The sequence below is a fragment of the Bradyrhizobium sp. UFLA01-814 genome (assembly GCF_046718885.1).
In the GTDB taxonomy this organism is placed as follows: Bacteria; Pseudomonadota; Alphaproteobacteria; order Rhizobiales; family Xanthobacteraceae; genus Bradyrhizobium; species Bradyrhizobium elkanii.
In genome coordinates this window covers 38,074-63,630 of the sequence record NZ_JAQOSR010000011.1, presented here as the reverse complement: position 1 = coordinate 63,630, position 25,557 = coordinate 38,074, and the positions used below count along the sequence as shown (strand labels likewise).

Sequence of the window (25,557 nt, the reverse complement as noted above, 5' to 3'; positions counted from 1 at the left end):
TTGTCAGTTTCAGGTTTGAGGAGACGCGCCCTCCTGTGTACCGGCCAAAAGGCCTGTACCGACAGGTCCGCCTCGAAAGCTCGGGGAGGACCACGGGTCGCGAAACGCATCGCGGGCCGAAACCGGCCCGCGAGCAAGGGTGGTCTTAAGGAGAAAGTCCGGTTCTGTCAAACAAAACGCAGGGCGTTTTGGGCCGAATCGGCGTCAGATTTGGCCAGTTTCGTCCCTCAGAGGCGGCTTCCGGCCGCGCGGACCAGCCGGGCATCGGCTTGTGGCCGGCCAGCGCCCAGTTCCGCGGCAATTTCGCCGCCCAGCACCTGCTCGAGGCGGGTCAAGGTCTGCGCGATCAGGGCGGCGTCGCAGACCAGATGGTCCCAGCGCAGCACCACGTCGACAGTGTGGTCCGGCCTGATCACGCCATAGCTCAACAGGAATGGCCCCGGGCTCAGCGCGTGCAACTCGCCGGGGCCATAGGCCGCGACCGAGGTCACGCCAAAACTGCCGCAGAAATTGGCGCGCTGCCGGCCAAAATTCATCCCGATCGCCCACGCCAGGCGGCGCAGCGGCAGCGGCAGGCGCGTCACGCAGAGTATTTTGCGGAACGAGGGGATTTCGTGCAGCGGCGCGGTCTTGGCGCGGCGGATCAGCGCGTCGACCTCGGCGAGCGGCATCTCGTCGGCGGCACAGACGCGCTCGAACAGCACGCAGTCCTCGCCCTTCTCAACGCGCGCAATCGCCACCATGCCGACGCTGCGCGGCAGCTCGTAGAGGCAAGGCCACGGCCATTTGACGTGCAGCGTGCGCAGGGTCGGCTCGCTCCTGGCGACCAGCGCGAATGCCTTGACGAAGATGGCGGCCCAGCCCGGTGCCTGCGCCGCACGCGCACGGGCCTCGACGATTGCGCGGACGTTCAGGGTGCGCTTCAGGGAGACCAGCGGCACGCCGGCCGATGCATGCATCAGATCGGCGACGAGACGGCGCGGCAATGAAATCTGACGAAATTTACCGCGCATCCGTTCGGTTCAGTTCCCTAGCAAACAGGCAAAAATCAATGGCCCGGCGAGCTCAAATGGTTGCTCGCCGCACCTGAAGCTCAGATGAACCAATTGGTCGAAGACCAAGGGGTTCTGCTCACGGCGCTGGTTTTGCCAACGGCTCGCCGGCCTTGACCACGTAGACGCCGAGCACCTTGAGCGGCTTGTCGCCGGACGTCTTGGCGTCGTGCACCGCACCTTCCGGGATCTGGTAGGAATCGCCCGCCTTCAGCTTCAACGGCGGCTTGCCGTCGATCAGAAGTTCGAGCTCGCCTTCGAGCACATAGCCGGTTTCAGCGCCGGGATGGGTGTGACGCCCCGACGCACCCCCGGCCGGAACCTCGGCGATCGCGGTGACCGTGTTGTAGCCCGGCGGAAAATCGACCTTCTGCAGCGGCGTCCGCTTGATGCCGCTCTGCTGCGCAAAGGCAGCGCCGGCACCGGCAAGCGCAATCACGGTGAGACCAAGCAGTAATTTCCTGAACATGCATTTTCCTCCCAACCCGCAAAACTCTAGCAGCGCGGAATCGCGGCGGAAAGCGGGCGATGTGTGATGTGCACTTGCGACGTTGGGATTAGTCCGTTCATCCAACAGCGCGGGTTTGCGCCGCATATTCATGAGCTACTCAGGCGAACGAACTGTCTCGGCAATGGTGATGCGTACTGTTCACTCCATCGCAGGCGCGGCGCCGGAAGTTGCGCCGCGGTTCCTTCTCGACGTGACGGGAACCTGCTCGCCGGCAGCTGTGAACGAGCGGAGCGCCGCGCGGCCGCATTGTGACGCCTACCGCTTGATCCCCGCGAACGCAGCCGCAATGCCGCGCTGGAACAGCGACCAGTCGAAGCCCAGCGCGAGCGCGAGGTAGCCGCGCTCGATCATCGCATTGGCCTGTTCGGCGGTGCGCGCCACGCCGCCGATCGGCACGCCGCTCTTCATGATGCCTTGTTCGGCGCGCTGCATCAGCGCGACCACTTCGGGATCGTCGGGCAGACCGCGCTTGTTGATCGAGGTGGCGAGATCGCCGGGGCCAATCACCGCGAGGTCAATGCCCGGCGTCGCCATGATCTCGTCGATGCGGTTCACCGCATCGACATGCTCGATCGTGATCATGCAGATCATGTCGTCGTCAGCGGTCGCCATGTAGTCGTTCATCGAGACACCCCAGCGGAATGGCGCATGGAACGGTCCCCAGAGCCGGTCGCCCTTCGGCGGATAGCGCACGCTGCGCACCGCCTTCACCGCATCGCTTGCGTTGCAGATCATCGGAAAATTGATGCCAAGCGCGCCGATGTCCATCGGTGCCTTGGCGAGATGCGGCTCGTTGGCGGCGATCCGCACCATCGGCACGCAGGGCGTGCCAGAGGTCGCCACGATCATCGCATGGGCGGTGCCGAGATCGATCGGGCCGTGCTCGAGATCGACGATGATCCAGTCCAGCGACTGCGCCATGATCTGCACGGTCTGGATGCTCGGAATGGTCGCGATCGCGCCGAAGGTCGGGCGCTTGTCGCGCCACTGCTTGCGCAGGCGATTGAGCGGCGTCAGCGGGGCTGCGGTCAAATTTGGTCCTCCCTCGAAGGAGAGCAGAGGCTAGCAGCGCGTTGTGGCGGCGAAAAGGATCAGGCCGGGACGCGGCCGCCGAAGAATGGCGTCAAGGCTTCCGTCAGCGCGTGCGGGCGCTTCGAGGTGAAGATCATCTCTGCGCCGGCCTGGTCACTCTCCGAGCCCGCCGGGCCGAGCAGGTCGGCGACGCGGCGGGCGATCGCCGGCGCCGGATCGATCCAGTCGACCGGCCAGGGTGCGAGCCGGGCGAGGCGTTCCAGCAGCAGCGGATAATGCGTGCAGGCCAGCACGACGGTGTCGGTGCGGGCGGGGTCGTGGGCGCCATCGCCGACGAAGCAGGGCGCGAGTTCGGCCACGATGTCCTCGTCGCGCACCCTCTCGCCGCTGAGGGCAGCCTCCGCCAGCGAGGCGAGCTCGCCGGAGCCGACCAGCGTCACCTCGCAGCCCTGCGCAAAGTCCGAGATCAGCTTGCGGGTATATTCGCGCTTCACGGTGCCCTTTGTGCCGAGCACCGACACGCGCTTCGTTTTCGACGAGGCGCAGGCCGGCTTGATCGCCGGCACGGTGCCGACGAAGGGCAAAGGATAGGCGTCGCGCAAATGCGACATGACCAGCGTGGATGCCGTGTTGCAGGCGATCACGACGAGGTCGGGCGCGTGGGCCGCGATCAGCTCACCGGCCAGCGGCACCACGCGGGCGATGATCTCGTCCTCGCCGTGGTGGCCATAGGGGAAGAAAGCGTCGTCGGCGACATAGACGTAATGCGCGTCGGGCCGGGCGCGGACGATCTCGCGCAGCACGGTGAGGCCGCCGAGGCCGGAATCGAACACAAGGATGGTCGGGGGAGTGGACACGCGAAAACTCTATCCGAAGCAGGGTTACCATTCAGTTGTTTTTGGCTATCCGGCCGCTTCGGCCGACAAAAGGCGGTGAAGCCGGGAATTTCACATGGCCTTGACCGATAGCTGCAAGTATCACGGCAAACTATTGCTGCGACGTGTGAAATCCAAAAATGCGGCCGCAAGGGGGCCACGCGACATGATCCGCAATACCGCCGTGAGCTGGGGCTCGCTCGCCCGCGCGTTCCACTGGGGGCTCGGCATCGCCATCATCGGCATGCTGGCCTATGGCTGGTGGATGAACCACGTCCCGGCGCGGGCGGACAAGTTCTTCTACCGCTCGATCCACGCCGATATCGGCTACCTGGTGCTGCTGCTCACCGTGCTGCGGCTGCTCTGGCGCGGCCTTAACCCGACCCCGGCGCTGCCGGCGGACATGCCCTCCTGGCAGCGGATCGCCGCCCGGGTCAGTCACGGCGCGCTCTATGCCGTCACCATTCTGGTGGCGATGCTGGGGTGGGCGCATTCCGGCGCCCGCGCCCAGGATTATTCTGATTTCTTCGGCCTGTTTCACGTTCCCCAGATCACCTCGCCCGACAAGGCGGCGGCGGATGCCTATGAGGATCGCCACATCTTCTTCGCCTATGTCTTGCTGGCGCTGATCGTGCTGCACCTCGCCGCGGTCGCCTTCCACCACTTCGTCAAGCGCGACCGTGTCGCCGCGCGCATGATGGGGACAAGCGAGGTCGACCCTGCCCGCTAGGCATGGGCGGCAGGCTCGGTGCGTTCCAAAATGGTCGCCCGCGCGGGGACACCTGCGTTACCCTGTGACGAGCGGGGGCGGCCATCGCGGTTCGAATGCTCATGAACGATTCTGCACGACATCAAACGAACTGGCGCATGCCGGACGAGGGCGCCTTGCATGCCGCCACCTGGATGGCCTTTGGCGCCGACGTGGAGCTCTGGGGCACGAAGCTCCTTCCCGTCATCAGAAATAATCTCGCCAGCGTTGCCAAGGCAATCGCGGTCTATGAGCCGGTGAAGATGCTCGTGCGCGAGGAGGACTACGACATCGCCGCGCGACTGTGCGGTCCCTCGGTCAGCCTCGTCGTTCAACCGCTCGATGATGTGTGGCTGCGCGACACGGGACCGGTCTTTGTGACCAATCCTGCCGGGCAGCTCGGCGCCGTCGGTTTCAATTTCAACGGCTGGGGCAACAAGCCGCAACCGTATGCATGCAAGCAGCATCTATATGCACGCGATGCCAGGGTTGCAGAGCATCTGGCCCGAGCCGCGCAGGCAATCTTCTTGAAGGCCGATCTGGTGCTGGAAGGCGGCGGGATCGAGGTCGACGGTGAGGGGACGGCCATCATCACCGAGAGCTGCGTCCTCAACCCAAATCGCAATCCCGACGTCTCCAAGGCAAGATGCGAAGACGAATTGTCTCGCCTGCTCGGACTGGACAAGATCATCTGGCTGCCCGGCATCGCCGGCAAGGACATCACCGACGGACATACCGACTTCTACGCGCGATTTGCCAGCCCCGGCGTTGTCGTAGCCGGCCTGGAACAAGACCCGTCGTCGTTCGATCATGCGGTGACCAAACGACACCTCGATTTGTTGCGCGGCGCGGTTGATGCGAAGGGCCGGCGCCTGGATGTCGTGGTGTTGCAGGGCCCGTCGACGGTGCGTCCGAAGCACAGCAGCAAGGACTTCGCCGCCGGTTACATCAATTTCTACGTCTGCAACGGTGCCGTGATCGCGCCGGAATTCGGTGACCCGGCGGCGGACCGCAACGCGCGCGACAAGTTGCGCGACCTGTACCCGGACCGGGAAATCATCCAGCTCAACATCGATGGCATCGCCGCCGGTGGCGGCGGCATCCACTGCACCACGCAACAGCAGCCGCGCCTGTGAAAGCTGGCAGCCCGGTCGCGAAGTGAGCGACCGGGCCGTGGCTGCATGAGCGGCGCTAGCCGGCCGGCATCTGCTTCTCGACCAGACGCACCCAATAGGACGCGCCGTGGCCGAGGATGTTGTCGTTGAACTTGTAGGCCGGGTGGTGGCACATCGGGCCGTCGCCCATGCCGAGGAAGACGAACGCGCCGGGGCGCGCCTCCAGCATGAATGCGAAATCCTCGGCGCCCATCACCGGCACCAGATTGTCGTTGACGCGGTCGGCGCCGACCACATCGCGGGCGACCTCGGCGGCGACGCCGGCCTCGCGCGCGTGGTTCAACGTCACCGGATACATGCGTCCATAATCCGTCTCGGCCGAGCCGCCATAGGCCTTGGCGATGCTGGAGGCGACCTCGCTGATCCGGCGCTCGACCAGGTCGCGCACACCGGGATCGAGCGTGCGCACGGTGCCGCCCAGCGTCACGGTCTCCGGGATCACGTTGAACGCGGTGCCGGCCTCGAACATGGTGATCGAGATGACAGCCGATTTCAGCGGGTCGACATTGCGCGATACGATCGACTGCAGCGCATTGATGATCTGGGCACCGATCAGCACGCTGTCGACCGCCTCGTGCGGAGCGGCGCCGGCGTGGCCGCCCTTGCCGTGGACGACAATCTTCAACGTATCCGACGAGGCCAGCATCGCGCCCGGCGTGGTCGCGAAGTAACCCTCGGGCAGCCCCGGCATGTTGTGCAGGCCATAGACCTCCTGGATGCCCCAGCGGGTCATCAGCCCGTCGTCGACCATCGCCTTGCCGCCGGCGCCGCCTTCCTCGGCGGGCTGGAAGATCACGACCGCGGTGCCGTCGAAATTGCGCGTCTCGGTAAGATATTTGGCGGCACCGAGCAGCATCGCGGTGTGGCCGTCATGGCCGCAGGCGTGCATCTTGCCGGGAATCTTCGAGGCATAGGCGACGCCCGAGGCCTCCGCGATCGGCAGCGCGTCCATGTCGGCGCGCAGGCCGATGGTCTTTCCCGATGTTGATTTGCGGCCGCGGATCACGCCGACCACGCCGGTGCGCCCGATCCCCGTCACCACCTCGTCGCAGCCGAACTCGCGCAGCTTCTCGGCGACGATGCCGGCGGTGCGATGGACTTCGTAGAGCAGTTCAGGATTCTCATGGAAGTCATGGCGCCAGGCGGCCATTTCATCCGAGAGGGCGGCAACGCGATTGACGATGGGCATGGGGAGCGTCCGTTTCTTGTGAGCTTTGGTGGGTGGCGCAGCGTAGCGTAACCCGCCGCGTTGTCGCGGGGCAATGGCGTCAGTCGCCCGGATGGGGCCAACGGGTCGCGCGAACGCGCGCCCGATGACAGGCTCCGCGCAATCCGGGACCATTCGCGTGCGCAGTCCCCGGATTTCGCTGCGCTGCATCCGGGCTACGAAGTTCACAAATTCGCCAGCCCGCATTCGATGGCGAGGCGGACCAGCTGGGCGTCGGTCCGCATGCCGGTCTTGGCCTTGATGAGGTAGTGATAGTTCTGCACGGTCTTGGTGCTGAGGTTGAGGTTGGCGGCGATCTGCTCCTTGGTGCTGCCGGCCGCCAGCTGCCGGAGGATTTCGATCTCCCGCTCGCCGAGCTGGTCGAGCGCCGATCGGGTCGGCACCAGGCTCTCCAGCGCCAGCACGCGCGCGACGTCGTCGCTCATCGCATGCTCGCCGCGCGCCACCGAGCGGATCGCTGCGATCAGCTCGGCCGGTTCGCTGCCCTTGGTGACGAAGCCGCTGGCGCCGGCGCCGAATGCCGCCTTCACCTGGGCCGCCTCGCTGTGCATGCTGAAGACGAGGATGCGCGCGTCGGGGTCGCGCGCGCGGATGTTGCGGATCGCCTCCAGTCCGCTGGCACCCGGCATCGAAATGTCCATCACCACTACATCGGGCTGGTGCGACTTGAACGCGCGATAGGCATTGGCGGCGTTGTCGGCTTCGGCGACCACGCGGAAATCGTCCTGATGCTCGAGCACGCGCCGGTAGCCCTGGCGGACGACCGGATGATCGTCCACCAGCAGGATCGAGATGCCCCGAATCTTTGCCGTCGTCGCCGTCACGGTTGTCATCTCAGGCGGCGAGCGGGATCGTGGCGGCGACTGACAGGCCGCGGCTGGCGCGCGCGATCGACAGCGAGCCGCCGAGGGCCGTGACGCGCTCGCTGACGCCGGTGAGGCCGAAGCCCGCGGATTGCGCCACCTTGGCCGCATCGCCGCCGCCATCGTCCTCGACGCGGACCAGCAGGGCGTTCTCGCTTCCGGTCCGCCGCTCGATCCGCAGCACGATCTCGCGCGCCGAGCTGTGGCGCAGCGCATTGGTCAGGCATTCCTGCGCGACGCGGTAGGCGGTGGCGGCGACCGTGCCGCTGATGTCGGCAAGGTCGCCCTGCAAATCGAGCTGGATCATCGGCTGCGCCGTGCGCGACCGCCAGCTGTCGACGAGATCGACCAGGCTTGCCTCCAGCCCGAGCTCTTCGGCCGGCGGATGGCGCAGCCGGTTCAGTGTATCGCGCAGGCACGCCATGATGCGGCGCGTCGCCTGCGAGATCATCCGTGCATCCTGCGCAATTTCGGTGCCGGCGGCGTACTTGTCGCCGGCGCTTGCCTCGATCGTGTTGGCGAAGGCGAGGATCGCGGTGAGATTCTGGCCGAACTCATCGTGCAGCTCGCGCGCCAGCGTGCGGCGTTCGTCGTTGCGGATTTCGAGCAGCCGCCGGGTCAGCACCGTGCGTTCCTCCTCGGCAAGCGCGAGGCGGTCGCCGAGATCGCTGACGGCGCGCCCGATCATCGCGAGCTCCATCGAGCGGACGCGCGGCAGCGGCGTACGGTACTCGCCGTCGGCCATCCGCCGCAGCGCCGACACGATCGAGTGAGCGGGCGCCAGCGTGTGCGCGATCGCAAGCGAAGCGAGCAGCGCGATGGCGAGCGCCATCAACAGCGCGACATGGATGTTGTCGAGAATGTGCTGCCAGGCGAGCGCGATCGCGGCGTCCGGATCGGCGATGGCGCGGACGGTTCCCGCGGTCGCGGCGCGGGCGCTGATCGGCCGCTCCACGGTGGCGTGATCGCCGAGCACCATCTGCACGGTGGCCGCGAACCAGCGCGGCGGCGCCTTGCCGATCCCCTTGCTCTGGCCGCAGAGCGGCTTCTCGAAGGCGCCGGCCGGTTCGAACTGCACGCAGATCCCGGGCGCGATCAGGCCCATGGTTTCGATGGTGCGCCAGTCCGGTGCCGGCAGCAATTGCTCGCGCATCCGGTTGCTGCGCAGCAGCAATTCGCGCCAGTACAGCGCTTCGAGCGATTGCGAAACCCGCTCGGCGGACGCCTGCGTGGCGCGATCGACGCTGCGATAGGCGTCGATCGTGGCCCAGACGGTGGCTGCGCCGAGGCATAGCGCGACGATCACGAGCAGGCGGGCGACCAGTTGAAGCACGAGGCGCATGCGATCACTCCACGGCCAGAGCATGATCCGGAACGGAGAGACGCGGCTGGTCATGCTCAAACGAGAGGTGCGATGCTAACAGCACCGCTGTTCCCCGCCAATCGCAAGCATGCGAGGCTATGCAGGTCGGGAAATTTGCCCGACGAAATCTGGGCAGATGTCTTTGGACGGCGCAGGCCGGCTCTGCTCTAACGGAACGTGAGGCCCGCGCGGAGCCTCACGGAACACAGGGAGCTCACGCAGCATGGATGCCAAGGTCGACGTCGCGGCCGCATCGGCCGGCACGGACGCGGCGGAGCGCAGCGCCCTGCTGCTCTGGATGATCTTCACCGGCCTTTCGGTGTTCGCCGCTTTCCTGCTGTGGCGCTACGGGCTGATCCGCCTCATGATCAGTTCCGACCGCACCTACATTTCCAGCCTCATCGCCGTCCTCTACATCGTCACCTGCATCCATTGCTTCTGGCGGACGCGGGCGATCGCGCGGGAAGGCGAGGTCGCGCGCTCCTGCCGCACCATCCTCGCCGCGCCCGATGGTGCCAAGATCCTTGCATCAGGGGCGCTTGCATCGGATGCGCGCGGCCTGCCCGGCGGGCTCGTCACCGATCACATCAAAAGCCTGGTGCAGAAAGCCGAGGCGCAGGCCAAAGGTCGCATCGACCAGACCCTGCTGCTGCGGACGCTGGCGGACCGGCTGCGCGGGTCCAACGGCTTTGGCGCCTTCGTCTCCGATACGCTGATGAAGCTCGGCCTGCTCGGCACCATCATCGGCTTCATCATCATGCTGGCGCCGATCGCTTCGCTGGATGCCGCCGACAAGGTCGCGATGAAATCGTCGATGGGCCTGATGAGCGACGGCATGGCGGTCGCGATGTACACGACGCTGGCCGGACTGATTGGATCGATCCTGGTGCGGATCCAGTATTACATGCTCGATTCTGCGACCCAGCGGGTGTTTTCCGACGCCGTCGTGCTGACCGAGACGCACGTCACGCCGGCCCTGGAACGTCGCCTTGGTACGCCGTCATGATGGATGAGTTCGGGCTCTATCCGCGCGAGGAGCCGTTCGATCCGCTCGGCGTGATGCTATTCAAGGCGCTGCAGGTCATCGCCTTCCTGTTCTTCCTGGCGCTGCTTGCGGTGTCGCCGGACTCCAAGGAAGGCAAGATCGAATCCAAGGCGGAGTTCATCATCACGATGGACTGGCCGGACAACCATCCTGACGATCTCGACCTGTTCGTGCAGGATCCGGCCGGCAACATCGCCTGGTACCGGCATCGCGAAGCCGGCTTCCTGACGCTCGATCGCGACGATCGTGGTGGCGCCAACGACTTCATCATCGTCAACGGCAAGAAGATCGCCTCGCCAATACGCGAGGAGATCGTCACGCTGCGCGGCATCGTCGCCGGCGAATACACCGTCAACGTCTCGCATTTCCAGGCGACGACCGGCGAGCCGGTGCAGGCCAATGTGAAGGTGCAGAAGCTCAATCCGACGGCGCAGGTGATCTTCGACGACAAGCTGACCGTCGATCACACGGGCGACGAGAAGACCGCGGTCAGGTTTCGTCTCGACGCCGAGGGCAAGGTGATCAACGTGGACCGGCGGCCGAAGTCGCTGCTCGAAACCTTCCGCAGCAGCTGGCGCAACGGCGGCGACCTCGATCCGAAAACCGGTGTCCCGAAAAGCCGCGTCAGGGTGCTCCGCAATGATTAGCTTGCAGTCGGTCATTCTCACGCTTGCGATCGCATACGCGGTGGTCGGTGCGCTGCTCCTGATCGTGCTGGTCTATGCGCGACTGCACTGGTCGCTGAAGGCTGTCGTCATCGTCGTGACCAGCGCGTTCTACTTCGTCAGCTTCGGCGGCATGCGCGGTCTGCTCGGCTGGGCGTCCGCGGAAAAATTGCCGGCGAACTTCAAGCTGCTGTCGACGCGGATCGTGGAGCCGCATTCGCTGGAGGGCGACCCCGGCTCGATCTATCTCTGGGTCGAGGAGCTCGACGAGGACAACAGGCCGAGCGCGATCCCGCGCGCTTTCCGCATTCCCTATAGCGAGGCGTTGGCGGAGCAGACCCACACCGCCGAGAACGAGATCAAGGCCGGGCATCCGCAAGGCGGGCGGGCGGCGGATTTCGGAGGCGGCGACGGCACCATCATGGACTTCGTCAGGGAGTACATCACGCCGAAGACGATCCTGGAGACGACGGGCGGTGATTCCACCACGGGGACGTTCGTGCCCCCGCCGGCCGGCGCGCAAGGGTCGGTGTTCACGCCGCTGCCGCCGCCCCGGATGCCGCCCAAGGACGCGCAGCAATAGCGGGATGCCTACCCAGGAAGGGTGGCATAAAAATAGGGATCGGCAATAATCAGTCAGCGGGGTGGACAGTAATCATCCGGAATTCCTCAATTCCCTGAAGTGTGTAGTCTTGGGGCTAACCGGGGCTAGATTTTATCCCCAAGCCATTTTTCCCGGCAAAGGGGCCGCTGCGTGAAGCGGCCCCTTTCGATTCCGGCGGCAGGCTCGGTGAGGGGGCCGGCGCGGTCAGGCGGGCTCACAGCACCGTCAGGAATGCGATCGCGAGAACCATCAGCCACCCGACAATGACGAGCGAGACCACCGCGCCCGCGGTGATCTTGGCGATCTCCTTCAAGGTCATTGGCCGGTCCATGCAAACCTCTCCTGGGTAGCCCTGAGCGAGACATAGGCGCGGACTGGCAGATCGCCCCGGCTGCTCACGGAACGTTGTAGCGCCCAGAAGCCAGGGGTGGGCCCTTCCCGGGCCACGGCTGTCATTTCACAAAATATTGTCTGACAGATATTGAAATCTGTCAGCGGGATGGTGTATATACTCATCAGCCGAAGGGAGGAGGGCGCCCAGTGGCTGTTCCGGCGTTTGGCCGGGGAGCCGGACTTAATTTGACTACCTCGAAGGACTACCTCCATGACCATAGAAATCTTTCAATTGACCGCCCAGATTCAACAGTGGCTCAATCTTCGCGTCGCCCGCCATTTGGCTGCCCAGGCCGCCAAGTTCACCCGCGGGCAGGACAGCGATAACCAGACGGTAAACGCATGAACGAGGCGGTGGTTTTGACACCCGAGCGGATCCTCGAGGCAACTGAGGATGTCTTGAGGCGCTTCGGGCTGACCAAGGCCACCGTTGTCGACGTTGCCCGTGCGCTGGATGTCAGCCACGGCAGCGTCTACCGTCACTTCCCCAGCAAAGCCTCGCTGCGCGATGCCGTCGCCAAGCGCTGGCTCGACCGCGCCAACGAGCCGCTGTGCAAGATCGCAGCTGGCAATGGCCCCGCGCCGGAGCGGCTGGAGCAATGGCTGCGCACCGCCTTCACGATCAAGCAGAAGAAGGTGTGCGACGATCCCGAGATGTTCGCGACCTATCTGGCGCTGGCGCAGGACGCGCGTGAGGTGGTGGAAGCCTACAAGGACAAGCAGGTCGACCTGATCGCGAAAATCCTGTCCGACGGTGTCGCGCAGGGCGTGTTCGAGATCGACAATGTGAAGGCGACCGCGCGTGCCGTGTTCGACGCCACCGTCCGCTACCATCACCCGGCGCATGCCGAGGAATGGGCCAAGCCGGAATGTCCGGGACGGATCGATGCGCTGCTGGCCCTGCTGCTGAAGGGCCTGCGGGTCTGCAAGCCCTGACCGACCTTTCTGCCGACATCCTCTGACCACCTGATGCCTTTGGCCCGATTGCGAGCCCGGGGCCGCGTGTGCTTGATACCGGATAGGGATCAGCAACGCGGACCACGATGCGGCTTGCACTGTTCGCCGATATTCACGCCAACCGGCAGGCCTTCGCCGCCTGCCTCGATGCTGCGCGTGCGCGCGGCGCCGAGCGGCTGATCTGCCTCGGCGATATCGTCGGCTACGGCGCCGATCCGGAATGGGCTGTCGACACGGTGATGGGCCTCGTCGCCAAGGGCGCGATCGCGGTGCGCGGCAATCATGACAATGCGATCGGCGTGCCGAGCGACAGCATGAATGCCGAGGCGCAGACCGCGATCGACTGGACTCGCGGCCGGCTCAGCGGCGAGCAGATTGCGTTCCTTGCCGGGCTTCCGATGTCGCGGCAGGAGGACAACAGGCTCTACGTGCACTCCGAAGCTTCGGAGCCCACGAAATGGCGCTATGTTCGCGACACCGCCGACGCCGCGCGCAGCATGATGGCAACCGAGCTGCAGATCACGTTCTGCGGCCACATCCATCGTCCCGGCCTCTATTCGATGTCCTCGACCGCCAAGATGACGAGCTTCGTTCCGACTTCGGGCGTCGCTGTCCAGTTGCTGCCGGGGCGGCGCTGGCTTGCGGTGCTCGGCTCGGTCGGCCAGCCGCGCGACGGCGATCCCGCGGCGTCGTTTGCGGTGTTCGACACCATAAGCCGCGAGATCACCTACCATCGCGTGCCCTATGACGTCGCAACCGCGGCGGCGCGGATCAAGGCGAGCGGCCTGCCGCACAGGCTCGCCGACCGTCTGCCGCTCGGCCGGTGACGCCGATGGCGGCGCTGGCGATGCAGGCGGGCGCCGAGATCGATGGCTTCACCATCGGCGAACGCGTGCATCGCGGCGGCATGGCAACGCTGTGGAGCGTGACCCATCCCGGCATCACCGTGCCGCTGCTGATGAAGGTGCCGCTCACCTCGGAGGGCGAGGATCCGGCCGCGATCGTCAGCTTCGAGATGGAGCAGATGATCCTGCCGCGGCTGTCGGGGCCGCATGTGCCGGCCTGTTTCGGCACCGGCGACTTCGAACGCCAGGCCTATGTGGTGATGGAGCGCATCCCCGGGCAGACGCTCTACAAGCGGCTCGGCGAGCTGCCGATGCGGTATGAGGAGGCGAGGGTGATCGGCGGCAAGGTCGCCACCGCGCTCGCCAGCCTGCACCGGCAGAACGTCATCCATCACGACATCAAGCCGAGCAGCATCATGTTGCGCGAGCGCGGCGAGGCGGTGCTGATCGATTTCGGCCTCTCGCATCACCGGCATCTGCCCGACCTGTTGCAGGAGGAGTTTCGCCTGCCTTACGGCACCGCGCCCTACATGGCACCGGAGCGCCTGCTCGGCGTGCGCGACGATCCGCGCAGCGATCTGTTTTCGCTCGGCGTGCTGCTCTACTTCTTCACCACCGGCGTCCGCCCGTTCGGCGAGACCGAAAGCCTGCGCGGCATGCGCCGGCGGCTGTGGCGTGACCCCTATCCGCCGCGCCAGCTGAGGCCCGACTATCCGCCATGGCTGCAGGAGATCGTGCTGCGCTGCCTGGAGATCGACCCCGCGGCGCGCTATCCGACCGCGGCGCAGCTTGCCTTCGATCTCGGCCATCCCGATCAGGTGAAGCTGACGGCGCGGGCGCAGCGGCTGAGCCGCGATCCGCTCGGCACGGTCTGGCGCCGCCGTTTCAATCTCGGCGCGGTGCCGCCGCGGCCGAAGTCCGATGTCGCGGCCCAGCTCGCCTCGAGCCCGATCGTTGCCGTCGCGCTCGATATCGGCGAGGGGGCCGAGGCGCTGAACGACACCATCCGCGACACCGCCGAGCGCGTGCTGTCGACCTCGCCGTCGGCGCGACTCGCTTGCGTGAACGTGCTGAAGCTCAATCGCCTGGCGATCGACCGCACCCATGACGAGCAGGGCCAGAACAAGCACGTCGACCGCCTGGTGGCGCTGCAGCACTGGGCGCGGCCGTTCGGGCTCGAGGAAGGGCGGCTGACCGTGCATGTGCTGGAGGCGATCGATCCCGCCGCCGCGATCCTGGAATTTGCCGCGGTCAATCTGGTCGACCACATCATCATCGGCGCGCGGCAGAACTCGCCGCGGCGTGCGCTGCTCGGCACCGTGTCCGCCAAGGTCGCGGGGGAAGCGCCGTGCACGGTGACCGTGGTCCGGCCGTCGCGGCTGGCATCGCAAGCGGACGACGGCGAGGGCGATGAGGCGGCGGACCAGGCGGCGAATGCCGCGGTCACGCCGCCCGTAGTGTTCTAGCTGCCCCGGAGCGTCAGATCGCCTCGCCGCGAGCTTCGGCCGCCGCATGGCGGATCGTGGCGATGTTAGTCTTGTAGGCCTCGACCGTGCCGCCCTTGAACACGGCGGACCCCGCGACGAAGGCGTTGGCGCCGGCGGCCGCGAGCTGGCCCGCGACGTCGGGCGCAACGCCGCCGTCGACCTCGATATCGATCGGGCGGCCCGCGACCATCGCCCTGACATCGCTGATCTTGCCGATCGCCGAGCGGATGAAGGCCTGGCCGCCGAAGCCGGGATTGACCGACATGACCAGCACGAGGTCGATCAGGTCGAGCACATATTCGATCGCGCTCGCCGGCGTTGCCGGATTGAGCGAGACGCCGGCCTTCTTGCCGAGCGCGCGGATTGCCTGCAACGAGCGGTGCAAATGCGGGCCGGCCTCGGCATGCACCGTGATATGGTCGCAGCCCGCCTTGGCGAACGCCTCCAGGTAGGGGTCGCAGGGCGAGATCATCAGATGGGCGTCGAAGATCTTCTTGGTGTGCGGCCGCATCGCCTTGATGACGTCGGGGCCGTAGGAAATGTTCGGCACAAAGTGTCCGTCCATCACGTCGAGATGGATCCAGTCGGCGCCGGCCTGATCGACGGCGCGGACCTCCTCGCCGAGCTTTGAGAAATCCGACGCCAGGATCGACGGAGCGATAACGAGGGGACGCGGGGTGAATGACTGAGTCATGTCAGCTGTTCCGGAAGACTTCAGGGGGCGACGGGTGAGTCCGCCTAACATGCGGACGCGTGGCGGGCAATGCGAGCGGACGGCGCTCCGCGACCGGAAAATTCTTCCGCCGGCGGCAGCTCTTGCCGGGTGCGCGGAACCCGCTTCGACGCGGGACCGCCTGGTTTTACTGGGTTTTTGCCATGGCACGCCCCTTGCTCAGCCACTGACCAGCGTTTGAGCCGCCAGGCGCGGCCCTGTTGGAGTATTGCCATGCTGTTCGCCCTTGGCGCTGCGTCGTCGGCCATTGACCTCTTGAGCTCGCTGATGTCGTCGAAGTCGACGACCCAGACCGGCAGCTCCGGTCAGGGGAGTCAGACCACCGGCCTGTTCGCCCCTTCGACCGGTACATCGACGTCGACCGGCGGCAGCACCAGCACCGGCAGCGGCTCCGCGCAGATCTCGCCGCTGACGATGGGCGCGCTGATTTCCGCGCAAAGCCAATCCCAGACCGCGGTTTCAAACAGCCGGACGGCGGCCAGCCGCTCCGATGCGCTCAAGGACCTGTTCTCGCAGATCGATGCCGACGGCAACGGCAAGATCACCCAGTCCGAATTCGAGAACGCGCTCGGCGCCGGCGGCACCAACACGGCGCAGGCCGACGACGTGTTCTCCAAGCTCGACAGCAACGGCGACGGCAGCGTCAGCCTCGACGAGATGTCCCAGGCCTTGCAGGGCCACAAGGGCGGCCATCATCGCCATCACATGGCCAGTGGCTCGACCGATGGCTCCGGCTCCGGCGCGGGCGGATCGGGCTCCGATCCCTTGATGCAGGCGCTGGACGGCGCGACCTCGACGTCGGTGACCAACAGCGACGGCTCGACCACCACGACGACGACCTATGCCGACGGCTCGAAGGTGGCGATGACGACGCCGGCCGCATCCTCCGCGACCCTCAACGCGGCCTCGTCCTACAATATCGTCGAGCAGCTGATCCAGCGCCAGGCGAAGGCGATCTCCGCGCAGAACTTCGCTGCGATTTCGGTCAGCGCGTAAGGCGATAGTCTTCGCATCGGATAGAGCGGCAGTCTCCGCCTCGCCCCGCGTGCGGGGAGAGGCCGGAACGCATCGCTAGATGCGTTCCGGGTGAGGGGGAGTCTCCGCGAGCGCGTCGCTTCAACTCGAACTAACCGAATCTGTCCCGCCAGCTCGGCAACGCGCCGGCGAACGGCAGCGCGGTCGCCGAATGGACGCCGCGGGCGATGGCGCGCGCCACCGTGTTGGCGGCGAGCGCACCGAGCTTGGTGAGGCCGAACAGCGGATCGATCGGCTTGGCGCCGGTCGCGGCGGCAAACACCACGTCGCCGTCGAGCGGGGCGTGCACCGGATAGATCGCGCGCGCCATGCCGGTCTGCGCGATCATCGCAAGCCGCCGCGCCTGCGGCTTCGTCAGCTGCGCATCGGTCACCACGACGACGAGGGTGGTGTTCTCGGCGGCGCTGGCGTCGGCGCCGCCCTTCAGCCGCGCCTTCAGCATGTCCGGCGTGAACGAGGGCGGCAGGCCGCGCCCGCCGAACTCGCCGCCGACCTCGAACGGCGCCGCCCAGAACCAGGGGCCGCTGCCGACCGTGACGCTGCCGACCGCGTTGACCACCGCGAGCGCCGCCACCTTCACACCGTCATCGGTCACGTCGGACGCCGAGCCGAGGCCGCCCTTCAGATTGGCCGTGGTCGCGCCCATGCCGGCGCCGACGCTGCCGAGCTCGAAGGCATCAGAGGCCGCATTGGCCGCCGCGTAGCCGAGATCGCGATAGGGCGGAAAGCGTCCCCACGCCTTGTTGCCGCCGTTGAGCAAGTCGAAGCAGATCGCGCCCGGCACGATCGGGATCACCGCGTCGCGGATGCGGAAGCCACGGCCGCGCTCGGCGAGCCAGGCCTGCACGCCGCCGGCGGCATCGAGCCCGTGCGCCGAGCCGCCGGACAGCGCGATGGCGTCGATTGCCTCGACGACGTTGTGCGGCGAAAGCAGCGCTTCCTCGCGGGTGCCGGGACCGCCGCCGCGGACATCGATCGAGGCGACCGCCGGCCGCTCGAACAGGATGGCGGTGACACCGGAGGCGACCGTGGGATCGTCGGCATGGCCGACGGCAACGCCGGCAATATCGGTGAGAAGGTTTTTCACGCTGGGTCCATCCGCCTGCTGTCCGATCGATCCGGTATAGCAGCCGCGACGGATGCATCAACCGTCCGGCGCGCGGGCGGGCGGAGACGTGCGGTAAGACTTGCAGGCATCAGGTCAAAAAAACGCCCCGGCGGACCGGGGCGTTCTCGTATCTCTGATTGGATCAGACGCGCGAGAGGCTCAGGAGCCCTTCGGATTGATCTCGGTATAGTTGCCCTTGGCGTCCCACTTGTAGACGACGTAATCGATCGCCTTGATGTCGCCCTTGGCATCGAAGGCCATCTTGCCGAGCACGGTGTCCCACTCGCCGGCCTTGATGGTGTCCATCACCTTCTTGGCGTCGGTCGAGCTGGCCTTGGCGACGGCCTGGGTCCAGACCTGCATCGCGGCGTAGGTGTAGAGCGTGTAGCCCTCGGGGTCGATGTTCTTGGCCTTGAACTTCTCGACGATCGCCTTCGCGGTCGGCTTGTTGCGCGGGTCCGGGCCGAAGGTGAACAGCGTGCCTTCGGCCGCGGGGCCGGTGATCGAGGCGAACTCCTTGTCGTTCATGGCGTCGCCCGCCATCAGCACGGTCTGCAGGCCCTGGTCGCGCATCTGGCGCAGGATCAGGCCGGCTTCCTGATGGTAGCCGCCGACATAGACCAGATCGATGTTGTCGCGCTTCAGGCGCGAGACGATCGAGTTGAAGTCCTTGTCGCCCTTGTTGTAGGACTCGAACATCTTCTCCTGGAAGCCGGCCTTGTTCAGCGCCTTCTTGGTCTCGTCGGCGAGGCCTTTGCCGTAGGTGGTCTTGTCGTTCAGGATCGCGACGTTCTTGCCCTTGTAGTTCTTCATGATGTAGTCGGCGGCGACCAGGCCCTGCTGGTCGTCACGGCCGCAGACGCGCGCCACGTTCCAGAGCTTGCGCTCGGTGAACAGCGGGTTGGTCGAGGCCGGGGTGATCTGCAGCACGTTGGCGTCGGCATAGGCTTCGGAGGCCGGGATCGAGGACGACGAGCAGAAATGGCCGGCCACGAACGGGATCTTCGAAGAGCCGATCTTTTCCGCGATCGAGCGCGCCTGCTTCGGATCGCAGGCGTCGTCGTCGGCTTCCAGCGCGAGCTTCTTGCCGAGCACGCCGCCGGCGGCGTTGATGTCGGCGACCGCCTGCTCGGCGCCGTTCTTCATCTGCCGGCCGAAAGCGGATTCGGAGCCCGTCATCGGGCCCGCGACTGCGATGGTGATGTCTTGCGCGAACGCGCTCGCCGATAATGCGAACGAAGCGCCAAGTGCCAGGCCGATGAGCTTCAGTGATTTCATGAGACGTCCCTCGTGGTCGTTGCCTCTTGCGGGAGGGGCCCGGCACGCCGGGCCCCAAAACCGCGGGCATTCTCAGCTGATTTCGCGGCGAAGTCACCGGCAATTTTCAGGCAAATCGACGCTGCATCCGCCGCGTCTTGCTTGCGGGGGCGGCACGGAACGTCAAGCTAGCCGCGGCGGCCGCCTTCCAGATAGGCGGCGCGGATTTCCGGGCGCTGCAGCAATTCGGCGCCGGTTCCGGCCAGCGTGATCAGGCCGTTGACCATGACATAGCCGCGATGGGCGAGCTTCAGCGCATGGTTGGCGTTCTGCTCGACGATCAGCACGGTGAGGCCGTCCTGCCGGTTCAGCGTGCGGATGGCGTCGAAGATCTGGCGGGCGATCAGCGGCGCGAGCCCGAGCGAGGGCTCGTCCAGCATCAACAGGCGTGGCCGGCTCATCAGGGCGCGACCGATCGCCAGCATCTGCTGCTCGCCGCCCGACAGCGTGCCGCCGCGTTGTGCGACCCGTTCCTTCAGGCGCGGGAACAGCGCGAACACCCGCTCCAGCCCGGCTGCGCGCTCGGCCTCGCTGCATTCGGTGGCATCGGCGCCCATCTGCAGGTTTTCCGCGACGCTCATGCGCGGAAAGATCCGCCGGCCCTCCGGCGATTGTGCGATGCGCAGCCGCGCGATCTCGTGGGTCGGCACGCCGGTGATGTCGCGGCCGTCGAACTCGATGGCGCCGGCGCGGGCGCGCGGCCGGCCGAAGATCGTCATCATCAGCGTCGACTTGCCGGCGCCGTTGGCGCCGATCAGGGCGACGATCTCCCCGCGATTGATCTCGATATCGACGCCCTTCAGCGCCTCGATCTTGCCATACGCCGCGCGCACGCCGCGCACCGCGAGCAGGGGTGTCGTTGCCTGTGCCGCGCTCACGTGCCGCTCTCCATCACGGCGATCGCCTCTTCCTCGTCGGCGCCGAGATAGGCGGCGATCACCTTGGGATCGTCGCGCACCGTCTGCGGCGGGCCTTCGGCGATCTTGACGCCGTAATCCATGACCACGACGTGATCGGAGATCTCCATCACGACCGACATGTCGTGCTCGATCAGGAGGATCGAGGTGCCCTGTTCGTTGCGGATCGACAGCAGCAGTTCGTTGAGTCCGCCGCTCTCGCGTGCGTTCAGGCCGGCCGCCGGCTCGTCGAGACAGAGCAGCGCAGGTTCAGTGCACATCGCGCGCGCGATCTCGAGCCTGCGCTGGTCGCCATAGGGCAGGTTGCCCGCGGCATCGTCGGCGCGGTCGAGCAGGCTGACGCGCGCGAGCCAGGTCCGCGCCAGATCGATGGCGCGCTGCTCGGCCTCGCGCCAGGACGGCAGGCCGAGCAGTCCGAGCAGGGTCAGGCCCGAGGCGCGCATCAGCGCGTTGTGCTGGGCGACCATCAGATTTTCCAGCGCCGTCATGCCGGGAAACAGCCGGATGTTCTGGAAGGTGCGCGCCACCTTGGCCTGCTTGGAGATGCGGAAATCGTTCAGCCGCTCGAGCTGGATGGTGCGGCCGTCGTCATGGGCGAGGCGGATCGCGCCGCCGCTCGGCCGGTAGAACCCGGTGATGCAGTTGAACACTGTGGTCTTGCCGGCGCCGTTCGGCCCGATCAGCGCGGTGATCTTGCGCCGCTCGGCGGCAAAGGACAGCTCGTTGACCGCGACGATGCCGCCGAAGCGCATCATCAGGCGGTCGACGGTGAGGATGTGGTCGCCGCTCATCCGTGGCCCTCCTTGACGAGGTCGGACGAGATCGCCTGGTTGCGTTCCAGGAACACGGTCGGCGAGCGATGGCCGATCAGCCCGCGCGGCCGCCAGATCATCAGCAGCACCATCGCCATGCCGAACACCAGCATGCGGTATTGATCGAGGCCGCGGAACAGCTCGAAGCCGCCGATCATGGTCAGCGCGGCGAGCGCCACGCCAAGCTGCGAGCCCATGCCGCCGAGCACCACGATCGCCAGCACCAGCGCCGATTCCTGGAAAGTGAAGGATTCCGGGCTGATGAAGCCCTGCCGCGTGGCGAAGAACGCGCCGGCTAAGCCGCCGAACATCGCACCGGTCGCGAACGCCGTCAGCTTGGTCGTCGTGGTGTTGATGCCGAGCGCGCGGCAGGCGACCTCGTCCTCGCGCAGCGCCTCCCAGGCGCGGCCGATCGGCAGCCGCCGCAACCGGATCGTCACCCAGTTGGTGATCAGCGCCATCGCCAGGATCAGGTAGAACAGGAAGACGAGGCGATGGGTCGGCGAGAATTCGATGCCGAGCTTGGCGGCGAGCCCGTCATCACCCGCCGTCAGCGGAATGCCGAACATGGTCGGGCGTGGAATTCCCGAGACGCCGTTGGGGCCGCCGGTCAGGCTCTGCCAGTTGATGATGACGAGGCGGATGATCTCGCCGAAGGCGAGCGTCACGATCGCGAGATAGTCGCCGCGCAGCCGCAGCACCGGGAAGCCGAGCAGCACGCCCCAGAACGCCGCCAGGATGCCGGCAAGCGGCAGGCAGACCCAGAACGACAATCCGAAATTGGTCGCAAGCAACGCATAGGAATAGGCACCGACCGCGTAGAAGGCGACGTAGCCGAGGTCGAGCAGGCCGGCGAGGCCGACCACGACGTTCAATCCCCATCCCAGCATCACATAGGTCAGGACCAGGATCGACAGGTCGAGAATGTAGCGCTGGTTGTAGAAGATGACAGGCACGAGGAAGGTGAACACCAGGAGCGCCGGCGCCAGCCAGCGGCCGGCGAACGACATCGCCGATTGCACCGGCTTCGGCACGACGCGGTCCTTGTCGACCGGTCCCCACCATTGCCGCAGCAATTCGACGACGATGCTGCCGCCGAACACCGCGCCTACGAGGGCTGCGAGGTCGCCGAACCGCGTCCAGTAGATCAGGCCGCCCTGTGGCCCGGCCTCGGTGCGAATGCCGATCATCAGCGAGAACAGCACCAGCGCGACAAGGGCGCTGATCAGGGCTTTCTTGAGAATGAAGGCGCTGCCCGAGGGCTGCGCGGCGTGCGAGGGGCGGGCTGAGGTCGCGCTCACGAAGTGCCTGTCAGACTTTTTCGACTTCGGGACGGCCAAGCAGGCCGGTCGGCATGAAGATCAGCACCACGATCAGGATCGAGAACGCGGCGACGTCCTTGTACTCCACCGAGAAATAGGCCGACCAGAACGTCTCGATCAGGCCGATCGCGAGCCCGCCGAGCATCGCGCCCGGCAGCGAGCCGATGCCGCCGAGCACGGCGGCGGTGAACGCCTTGATGCCGGCGACGAAGCCCATGAAGAAATCGACCAGGCCGTAATACAAGAGATACATCATGCCTGCGACCGCGGCGAGCGCGGCGCCGATCACGAAGGTCATCGAGATGGTGCGGTCGACGTCGACGCCGAGCAGCGCGGCCATGGTCTGGTCCTGCTCGCAGGCGCGCATGTCGCGTCCGAGCCGGGTGCGCGAGACCAGCCAGGTGAACAGCGCCAGCACGACGATGGTGGCCAGCACGACCATGATCTGGATGTTGGAGAGCTGCACGGCGAAGCCCGACGAGCCTTCGTGCAGCGTATAGCCGCCGGTGATGATCGGCGGCACCGGCTTCACCCGCGCGCCCTGCGACACCTGCGAGAAATTGGTCAGCACGAACGACATGCCGATCGCCGACAGCATCGGCGCCAGGCGGAACGAATGCCTTAAGGGCCGGTAGGCGATGCGCTCGATGGTCCAGCCATAGAGCGCGGTGATCGCCATCGAGACCAGCAGCACGATCAGCAGGATCAGGGGGATCGCGGTGAGGCCGAGCGACACCAGCACCAGGAACGAGATCAGCGCGATGAAGCCGCCGATCATGAAGATGTCGCCATGCGCGAAGTTGATCATGCCGACGATGCCGTAGACCATCGTGTAGCCGATGGCGATCAGGCCGTAGATCGAACCGAGCACGAGGCCGTTGATCAGTTGCTGGGCGAAATAATCCATACGCTGCCGTCAGAGCCTGTTCGGTTGAGAACCGACCAGGCTCTCGTGTTGATCTGGACGCGCTTTCTTCACGCGAACCGGTTCCCACTTCGCTCGAAAACGCTACGTCGAGGGTGACGCGGCGAGGGCCCCGGCAGCCTGATCCATCGCGTCGTGTCGTTTTCTAACAGTGGAACCCCGGCCGCGGCAACAGCGTGGCAGCAGCAGAAAGGGCTTGTACATAACTAGTTTGGCGGATGCGGTTCCGATGTCACAGGGCCGACATGGCTTTGCCCTGCAATGATCACGCCGGAACCCGTGTTCCCCGAGAACCGCGCTTCCGCCGCGCGCGTTGTCCCCAGCTTGATGAAAGCAAAGGGAGTAGCTGAATGAGCAACCCAAATCAGAATCCGGGACAGCCGAACCAGAACCCCAATCAGAAGCCCGGCCAGCAGCAGCAGGGCGGCGGCCAGAAGCCCGGCCAGCAACAGCAGGATCCGGGCCGGCAGGGCCAGAAGCCCAATCCGGAGCGCTAATTCGGACAATTGAGCCGAACTAGCGGGGAGGCCTCGCCGAAAGGCGAGGCCTTCCTTGTTCAGGCTTAAATCCTTTTCGCTTGGGCTGTCTTGTTCAGGCCAACTGGTCGGCGAAGCGGCCGCGGAAGGCGTACGAACCGAAATGCGTGAGCTCGCTTCGAAGGTCGAGCCAGATTTCGCCGCCGAGATCGATCCAGCGCCGGCAGAACGCGTAATCTTCGGACAAATACTCGCCGGTCGTCTTGTCGATCATGCATTCGAACAGCGACACGCGGTCGAGGTCGGCGCGAACCAGGTCGCCGGTGTTCAAGTCGTTGGACTTGTGGTTCGCCCGATATTTGAGTTCGGGATGGGCGTCGCACAGTCTGACGAGGGCGGATCGCTTCATCATGAGAAAGCCGGTTCCGGCATATCGGACCTTGGCGAAGCCGTCGCCGCGCGCCGTGATCTGGTCGCCCTCCCATGTGACGACATAGTCCAGCGAGGATGACGCGAGGTTCTTGCGCTTGGCCTCCGCAGCCCGCTGCACCTTGGCCCAATCGATGTGCTTGAGCGGATAGGCCGCGGCCGAAACGTCAGTGCCGCAATCCAGCAGCCGGAACACGGACTCGGGTTCGAACCCGATATCGGCATCGATGAACAGGAGATGGCTGGCGCCGGATGCAAGGAATTGGTGGGCCAGTTCGTTCCGGGCGCGGACGATCAGCGATTCGTTTCCGATCAGATGGAACTGGATGTCGATGCCCCGGGCCGTGGCCGCAGCCTGAAGCTTCAGGGCGGACAACACATAGGCCATCTTCAGATCGCCGCCGTAGCAGGGCGTTGCGACGAAAACGCGCGTTCTTTCGGTCATTTTACCCCCTTTATCCCGGCTGGCGCCGATCTCGCGCCGATCCCGGCCGGGCCCCGATCGCATCGATCCGGAACCATCGCATCGCGCTTAACCTTAACAAAGGGTTTAAATTGCTGCCGGCAATTGATCGGCGTTAGCTCGCGCCCTGAATCGTCGCCGATCGGATAAGGCGCGGGAAGCACGGGAAGCGGCAATGTCGAACAACTGGCGGATCAGCTCCTTCAATGGCGCGCTGCTTGCGGCCTATTTCATTCCGGTCTGGACCATCATTGCCTTCAGCATCATGGTGTCGCCGATCCATGGCCTCTATGAGCGGCCGAGCGTGTCGATCGCGTTCTATGCCAGCGACTATCTGCACCTCGGCAAGATGGCGACGGTGCGGCTCGCGTGGCTGCTCGCGCTGGCGCGGATCACCGTGGTGGCGTTCTTCGCCGTCTTCCTCGCGATGACCGCGTTCTCTCCGCTGCGCAAGAGCAGCAGCGGCGCCGACGAGGCGCTGGCGGTGGCGCTCTGCCTCGGCAGCGTGCTGAGCTTCGCCAGCATGATGATCGCTTCCAAAGTCGGCGAGGTCGAAGCGCTGCGCATGCATGCATCCGAGCTTCTGATGCTGCTCGGGACCGCGATCGTGATGTTGTTCGAGACCTCGCCGAAGCGAGCCGTCGAGGCGCCTGTCGTCGAGGCGGGCGCGCCTGCGAGCGAGCTATCCCTTCAACAACCCTAGCTCGGCAATGATTGCGCCGGCTTCCTTGACGGCGTGATTGGCCGCCGGCACGCCGCAATAGATCGCCTGCTGCAGCAGGATCTCCTTGATGTCCTCGGGCGTGAAGCCGCCTTCGGCGAGCGCCGCGCGCACATGCAGGCGGAATTCGTCCCACTGGCCGAGCGCGACCATGGTGCCGATCACAAGCACGCGGCGGGTGCGGTGATCGAAATGCGGCCGGGTCCAGATGTCGCCCCACGCATAGCGCGTGATCAGGTCCTGGAAGTCGGTGTTGAACGCGTTGCGGTTCTTGATCGACTTGTCGACCCATTCATTGCCGAGCACCTTGCGGCGCTGCGTCATGCCGTCGTCGCGGCGCTGATTGTCGTCCATTGACGTCTCCTCCCGTCATTGCGAGCGAAGCGAAGCAATCCATCTCACCGATTGACGAGGCATGGATTGCTTCGTCGCTTTGCTCCTCGCAATGACGTCTGT

Annotated in this window: 28 protein-coding genes; 12 read left to right on the top strand and 16 right to left on the bottom strand. The window is 65.9% G+C overall.

Annotation, left to right across the window (positions count from 1 at the left end):
* Positions 1–227: 227 nt before the first annotated feature.
* The 4 genes from PMN64_RS05725 to murI all read right to left on the bottom strand — a co-directional run bounded on the left by PMN64_RS05725 (position 228) and on the right by murI (position 3,452).
* A complete protein-coding gene (locus tag PMN64_RS05725; protein WP_411780000.1) occupies positions 228–1,013 on the bottom strand; it encodes an acyltransferase in 786 nt (261 codons plus the stop codon).
* Between the two features lie 118 nt (positions 1,014–1,131).
* Positions 1,132–1,521: a cupin domain-containing protein gene (locus tag PMN64_RS05720; protein WP_028339901.1), complete on the bottom strand. Its 390-nt coding sequence runs from the start codon at positions 1,519–1,521 to the stop codon at positions 1,132–1,134.
* Between the two features lie 297 nt (positions 1,522–1,818).
* On the bottom strand, positions 1,819–2,595 hold the full coding sequence (locus tag PMN64_RS05715; RefSeq protein ID WP_028339902.1) for an HpcH/HpaI aldolase family protein: 777 nt from the start codon (positions 2,593–2,595) through the stop codon (positions 1,819–1,821).
* Between the two features lie 59 nt (positions 2,596–2,654).
* Entirely contained in the window at positions 2,655–3,452 is a 798-nt protein-coding gene (murI, locus tag PMN64_RS05710; protein ID WP_411779999.1) for a glutamate racemase, read from the bottom strand.
* A 184-nt stretch (positions 3,453–3,636) separates the two neighbouring features.
* On the opposite strand from murI, the gene PMN64_RS05705 reads away from it, so the two are divergent.
* Both PMN64_RS05705 and PMN64_RS05700 read left to right on the top strand, forming a co-directional pair.
* Entirely contained in the window at positions 3,637–4,200 is a 564-nt protein-coding gene (locus PMN64_RS05705) for a cytochrome b (RefSeq protein WP_411779998.1), read from the top strand.
* A 101-nt stretch (positions 4,201–4,301) separates the two neighbouring features.
* The gene (locus PMN64_RS05700) at positions 4,302–5,354 is read left to right on the top strand and encodes an agmatine/peptidylarginine deiminase (RefSeq protein ID WP_411779997.1); all 1,053 of its coding nucleotides are present in this window, start codon (positions 4,302–4,304) and stop codon (positions 5,352–5,354) included.
* A 55-nt stretch (positions 5,355–5,409) separates the two neighbouring features.
* Here PMN64_RS05700 and PMN64_RS05695 read toward each other — a convergent pair whose 3' ends face one another.
* The 3 genes from PMN64_RS05695 to PMN64_RS05685 all read right to left on the bottom strand — a co-directional run bounded on the left by PMN64_RS05695 (position 5,410) and on the right by PMN64_RS05685 (position 8,826).
* Complete coding sequence (locus tag PMN64_RS05695; RefSeq protein ID WP_028339905.1) at positions 5,410–6,582, bottom strand: M20 aminoacylase family protein; 1,173 nt, start codon at positions 6,580–6,582, stop codon at positions 5,410–5,412.
* 203 nt (positions 6,583–6,785) lie between these two features.
* Positions 6,786–7,454: a response regulator gene (locus PMN64_RS05690; RefSeq protein WP_411779996.1), complete on the bottom strand. Its 669-nt coding sequence runs from the start codon at positions 7,452–7,454 to the stop codon at positions 6,786–6,788.
* 1 nt (position 7,455) lies between these two features.
* Entirely contained in the window at positions 7,456–8,826 is a 1,371-nt protein-coding gene (locus tag PMN64_RS05685) for a histidine kinase (RefSeq protein WP_028339907.1), read from the bottom strand.
* Between the two features lie 244 nt (positions 8,827–9,070).
* Here PMN64_RS05685 and PMN64_RS05680 point away from each other — a divergent pair, with 244 nt between their 5' ends.
* From PMN64_RS05680 to PMN64_RS05650, 7 genes are all read left to right on the top strand, one after another.
* Complete coding sequence (locus PMN64_RS05680; RefSeq protein ID WP_411779995.1) at positions 9,071–9,853, top strand: MotA/TolQ/ExbB proton channel family protein; 783 nt, start codon at positions 9,071–9,073, stop codon at positions 9,851–9,853.
* Positions 9,850–10,539, top strand: a complete 690-nt coding sequence (locus PMN64_RS05675; RefSeq protein WP_411779994.1) for a hypothetical protein — start codon at positions 9,850–9,852, stop codon at positions 10,537–10,539. The genes PMN64_RS05680 and PMN64_RS05675 overlap by 4 nt, the downstream gene beginning before the upstream one ends.
* Positions 10,532–11,140: a hypothetical protein gene (locus PMN64_RS05670; protein WP_411779993.1), complete on the top strand. Its 609-nt coding sequence runs from the start codon at positions 10,532–10,534 to the stop codon at positions 11,138–11,140. The genes PMN64_RS05675 and PMN64_RS05670 overlap by 8 nt, the downstream gene beginning before the upstream one ends.
* Before the next feature lie 625 nt (positions 11,141–11,765).
* Positions 11,766–11,900: a hypothetical protein gene (locus tag PMN64_RS05665; RefSeq protein WP_016843141.1), complete on the top strand. Its 135-nt coding sequence runs from the start codon at positions 11,766–11,768 to the stop codon at positions 11,898–11,900.
* Entirely contained in the window at positions 11,897–12,490 is a 594-nt protein-coding gene (locus PMN64_RS05660; RefSeq protein ID WP_304496038.1) for a TetR family transcriptional regulator, read from the top strand. The genes PMN64_RS05665 and PMN64_RS05660 overlap by 4 nt, the downstream gene beginning before the upstream one ends.
* A 107-nt stretch (positions 12,491–12,597) precedes the next feature.
* Entirely contained in the window at positions 12,598–13,338 is a 741-nt protein-coding gene (locus PMN64_RS05655; protein WP_411779992.1) for a metallophosphoesterase family protein, read from the top strand.
* A 5-nt stretch (positions 13,339–13,343) separates the two neighbouring features.
* A complete protein-coding gene (locus PMN64_RS05650) occupies positions 13,344–14,822 on the top strand; it encodes a serine/threonine protein kinase (protein WP_411779991.1) in 1,479 nt (492 codons plus the stop codon).
* 13 nt (positions 14,823–14,835) lie between these two features.
* Here the strand turns inward: PMN64_RS05650 and rpe are convergent, their stop codons facing one another.
* Positions 14,836–15,537: a ribulose-phosphate 3-epimerase gene (rpe, locus tag PMN64_RS05645; protein ID WP_411779990.1), complete on the bottom strand. Its 702-nt coding sequence runs from the start codon at positions 15,535–15,537 to the stop codon at positions 14,836–14,838.
* 252 nt (positions 15,538–15,789) lie between these two features.
* On the opposite strand from rpe, the gene PMN64_RS05640 reads away from it, so the two are divergent.
* Positions 15,790–16,572: an EF-hand domain-containing protein gene (locus PMN64_RS05640; protein ID WP_411779989.1), complete on the top strand. Its 783-nt coding sequence runs from the start codon at positions 15,790–15,792 to the stop codon at positions 16,570–16,572.
* A 130-nt stretch (positions 16,573–16,702) separates the two neighbouring features.
* Here the strand turns inward: PMN64_RS05640 and PMN64_RS05635 are convergent, their stop codons facing one another.
* From PMN64_RS05635 to PMN64_RS05610, 6 genes are all read right to left on the bottom strand, one after another.
* The gene (locus tag PMN64_RS05635) at positions 16,703–17,698 is read right to left on the bottom strand and encodes a P1 family peptidase (protein ID WP_411779988.1); all 996 of its coding nucleotides are present in this window, start codon (positions 17,696–17,698) and stop codon (positions 16,703–16,705) included.
* Between the two features lie 180 nt (positions 17,699–17,878).
* Positions 17,879–18,997: a branched-chain amino acid ABC transporter substrate-binding protein gene (locus PMN64_RS05630; RefSeq protein ID WP_411779987.1), complete on the bottom strand. Its 1,119-nt coding sequence runs from the start codon at positions 18,995–18,997 to the stop codon at positions 17,879–17,881.
* A gap of 167 nt (positions 18,998–19,164) precedes the next feature.
* The gene (locus tag PMN64_RS05625) at positions 19,165–19,914 is read right to left on the bottom strand and encodes an ABC transporter ATP-binding protein (RefSeq protein ID WP_018272406.1); all 750 of its coding nucleotides are present in this window, start codon (positions 19,912–19,914) and stop codon (positions 19,165–19,167) included.
* Positions 19,911–20,744 carry an ABC transporter ATP-binding protein gene (locus PMN64_RS05620; protein WP_411779986.1) on the bottom strand — a complete coding sequence of 278 codons (834 nt, stop codon included), beginning with the start codon at positions 20,742–20,744 and terminating at the stop codon, positions 19,911–19,913. Before PMN64_RS05620 ends, PMN64_RS05625 begins: the two co-directional genes overlap by 4 nt.
* Positions 20,741–22,066, bottom strand: coding sequence for a high-affinity branched-chain amino acid ABC transporter permease LivM (gene livM / locus PMN64_RS05615; protein ID WP_028339920.1), 1,326 nt, complete (start codon positions 22,064–22,066; stop codon positions 20,741–20,743). The genes PMN64_RS05620 and livM overlap by 4 nt, the downstream gene beginning before the upstream one ends.
* A gap of 10 nt (positions 22,067–22,076) precedes the next feature.
* On the bottom strand, positions 22,077–22,994 hold the full coding sequence (locus PMN64_RS05610) for an ABC transporter permease subunit (RefSeq protein ID WP_028339921.1): 918 nt from the start codon (positions 22,992–22,994) through the stop codon (positions 22,077–22,079).
* A 368-nt stretch (positions 22,995–23,362) separates the two neighbouring features.
* Between PMN64_RS05610 and PMN64_RS05605 the strand changes: the two genes are divergently transcribed.
* Positions 23,363–23,509: a hypothetical protein gene (locus PMN64_RS05605; protein ID WP_162832451.1), complete on the top strand. Its 147-nt coding sequence runs from the start codon at positions 23,363–23,365 to the stop codon at positions 23,507–23,509.
* Between the two features lie 94 nt (positions 23,510–23,603).
* Here PMN64_RS05605 and PMN64_RS05600 read toward each other — a convergent pair whose 3' ends face one another.
* The gene (locus PMN64_RS05600; protein WP_028339922.1) at positions 23,604–24,362 is read right to left on the bottom strand and encodes a hypothetical protein; all 759 of its coding nucleotides are present in this window, start codon (positions 24,360–24,362) and stop codon (positions 23,604–23,606) included.
* A gap of 193 nt (positions 24,363–24,555) precedes the next feature.
* Between PMN64_RS05600 and PMN64_RS05595 the strand changes: the two genes are divergently transcribed.
* The gene (locus tag PMN64_RS05595; protein WP_028339923.1) at positions 24,556–25,083 is read left to right on the top strand and encodes a hypothetical protein; all 528 of its coding nucleotides are present in this window, start codon (positions 24,556–24,558) and stop codon (positions 25,081–25,083) included.
* On the opposite strand, the gene PMN64_RS05590 is transcribed toward PMN64_RS05595, so the two are convergent.
* Positions 25,063–25,455 carry a carboxymuconolactone decarboxylase family protein gene (locus PMN64_RS05590; RefSeq protein ID WP_028339924.1) on the bottom strand — a complete coding sequence of 131 codons (393 nt, stop codon included), beginning with the start codon at positions 25,453–25,455 and terminating at the stop codon, positions 25,063–25,065. The genes PMN64_RS05595 and PMN64_RS05590 overlap by 21 nt on opposite strands.
* Positions 25,456–25,557 lie beyond the last annotated feature (102 nt).

Coding starts and splice junctions, on each gene's coding strand:
- PMN64_RS05700 (WP_411779997.1), top strand. CDS start 4,302: ATGAACGATTCTGCACGACATCAAACGAACTGGCGCATGCCGGACGAG.
- PMN64_RS05680 (WP_411779995.1), top strand. CDS start 9,071: ATGGATGCCAAGGTCGACGTCGCGGCCGCATCGGCCGGCACGGACGCG.
- PMN64_RS05690 (WP_411779996.1), bottom strand. CDS start 7,454: ATGACAACCGTGACGGCGACGACGGCAAAGATTCGGGGCATCTCGATC.
- PMN64_RS05675 (WP_411779994.1), top strand. CDS start 9,850: ATGATGGATGAGTTCGGGCTCTATCCGCGCGAGGAGCCGTTCGATCCG.
- PMN64_RS05695 (WP_028339905.1), bottom strand. CDS start 6,582: ATGCCCATCGTCAATCGCGTTGCCGCCCTCTCGGATGAAATGGCCGCC.
- PMN64_RS05600 (WP_028339922.1), bottom strand. CDS start 24,362: ATGACCGAAAGAACGCGCGTTTTCGTCGCAACGCCCTGCTACGGCGGC.
- PMN64_RS05590 (WP_028339924.1), bottom strand. CDS start 25,455: ATGGACGACAATCAGCGCCGCGACGACGGCATGACGCAGCGCCGCAAG.
- PMN64_RS05685 (WP_028339907.1), bottom strand. CDS start 8,826: ATGCGCCTCGTGCTTCAACTGGTCGCCCGCCTGCTCGTGATCGTCGCG.
- PMN64_RS05670 (WP_411779993.1), top strand. CDS start 10,532: ATGATTAGCTTGCAGTCGGTCATTCTCACGCTTGCGATCGCATACGCG.
- PMN64_RS05605 (WP_162832451.1), top strand. CDS start 23,363: ATGAGCAACCCAAATCAGAATCCGGGACAGCCGAACCAGAACCCCAAT.
- PMN64_RS05595 (WP_028339923.1), top strand. CDS start 24,556: ATGTCGAACAACTGGCGGATCAGCTCCTTCAATGGCGCGCTGCTTGCG.
- PMN64_RS05725 (WP_411780000.1), bottom strand. CDS start 1,013: ATGCGCGGTAAATTTCGTCAGATTTCATTGCCGCGCCGTCTCGTCGCC.
- PMN64_RS05665 (WP_016843141.1), top strand. CDS start 11,766: ATGACCATAGAAATCTTTCAATTGACCGCCCAGATTCAACAGTGGCTC.
- PMN64_RS05610 (WP_028339921.1), bottom strand. CDS start 22,994: ATGGATTATTTCGCCCAGCAACTGATCAACGGCCTCGTGCTCGGTTCG.
- PMN64_RS05705 (WP_411779998.1), top strand. CDS start 3,637: ATGATCCGCAATACCGCCGTGAGCTGGGGCTCGCTCGCCCGCGCGTTC.
- PMN64_RS05720 (WP_028339901.1), bottom strand. CDS start 1,521: ATGTTCAGGAAATTACTGCTTGGTCTCACCGTGATTGCGCTTGCCGGT.
- rpe (WP_411779990.1), bottom strand. CDS start 15,537: ATGACTCAGTCATTCACCCCGCGTCCCCTCGTTATCGCTCCGTCGATC.
- PMN64_RS05640 (WP_411779989.1), top strand. CDS start 15,790: ATGCTGTTCGCCCTTGGCGCTGCGTCGTCGGCCATTGACCTCTTGAGC.
- PMN64_RS05655 (WP_411779992.1), top strand. CDS start 12,598: ATGCGGCTTGCACTGTTCGCCGATATTCACGCCAACCGGCAGGCCTTC.
- PMN64_RS05630 (WP_411779987.1), bottom strand. CDS start 18,997: ATGAAATCACTGAAGCTCATCGGCCTGGCACTTGGCGCTTCGTTCGCA.
- PMN64_RS05620 (WP_411779986.1), bottom strand. CDS start 20,744: ATGAGCGGCGACCACATCCTCACCGTCGACCGCCTGATGATGCGCTTC.
- PMN64_RS05650 (WP_411779991.1), top strand. CDS start 13,344: ATGGCGGCGCTGGCGATGCAGGCGGGCGCCGAGATCGATGGCTTCACC.
- PMN64_RS05660 (WP_304496038.1), top strand. CDS start 11,897: ATGAACGAGGCGGTGGTTTTGACACCCGAGCGGATCCTCGAGGCAACT.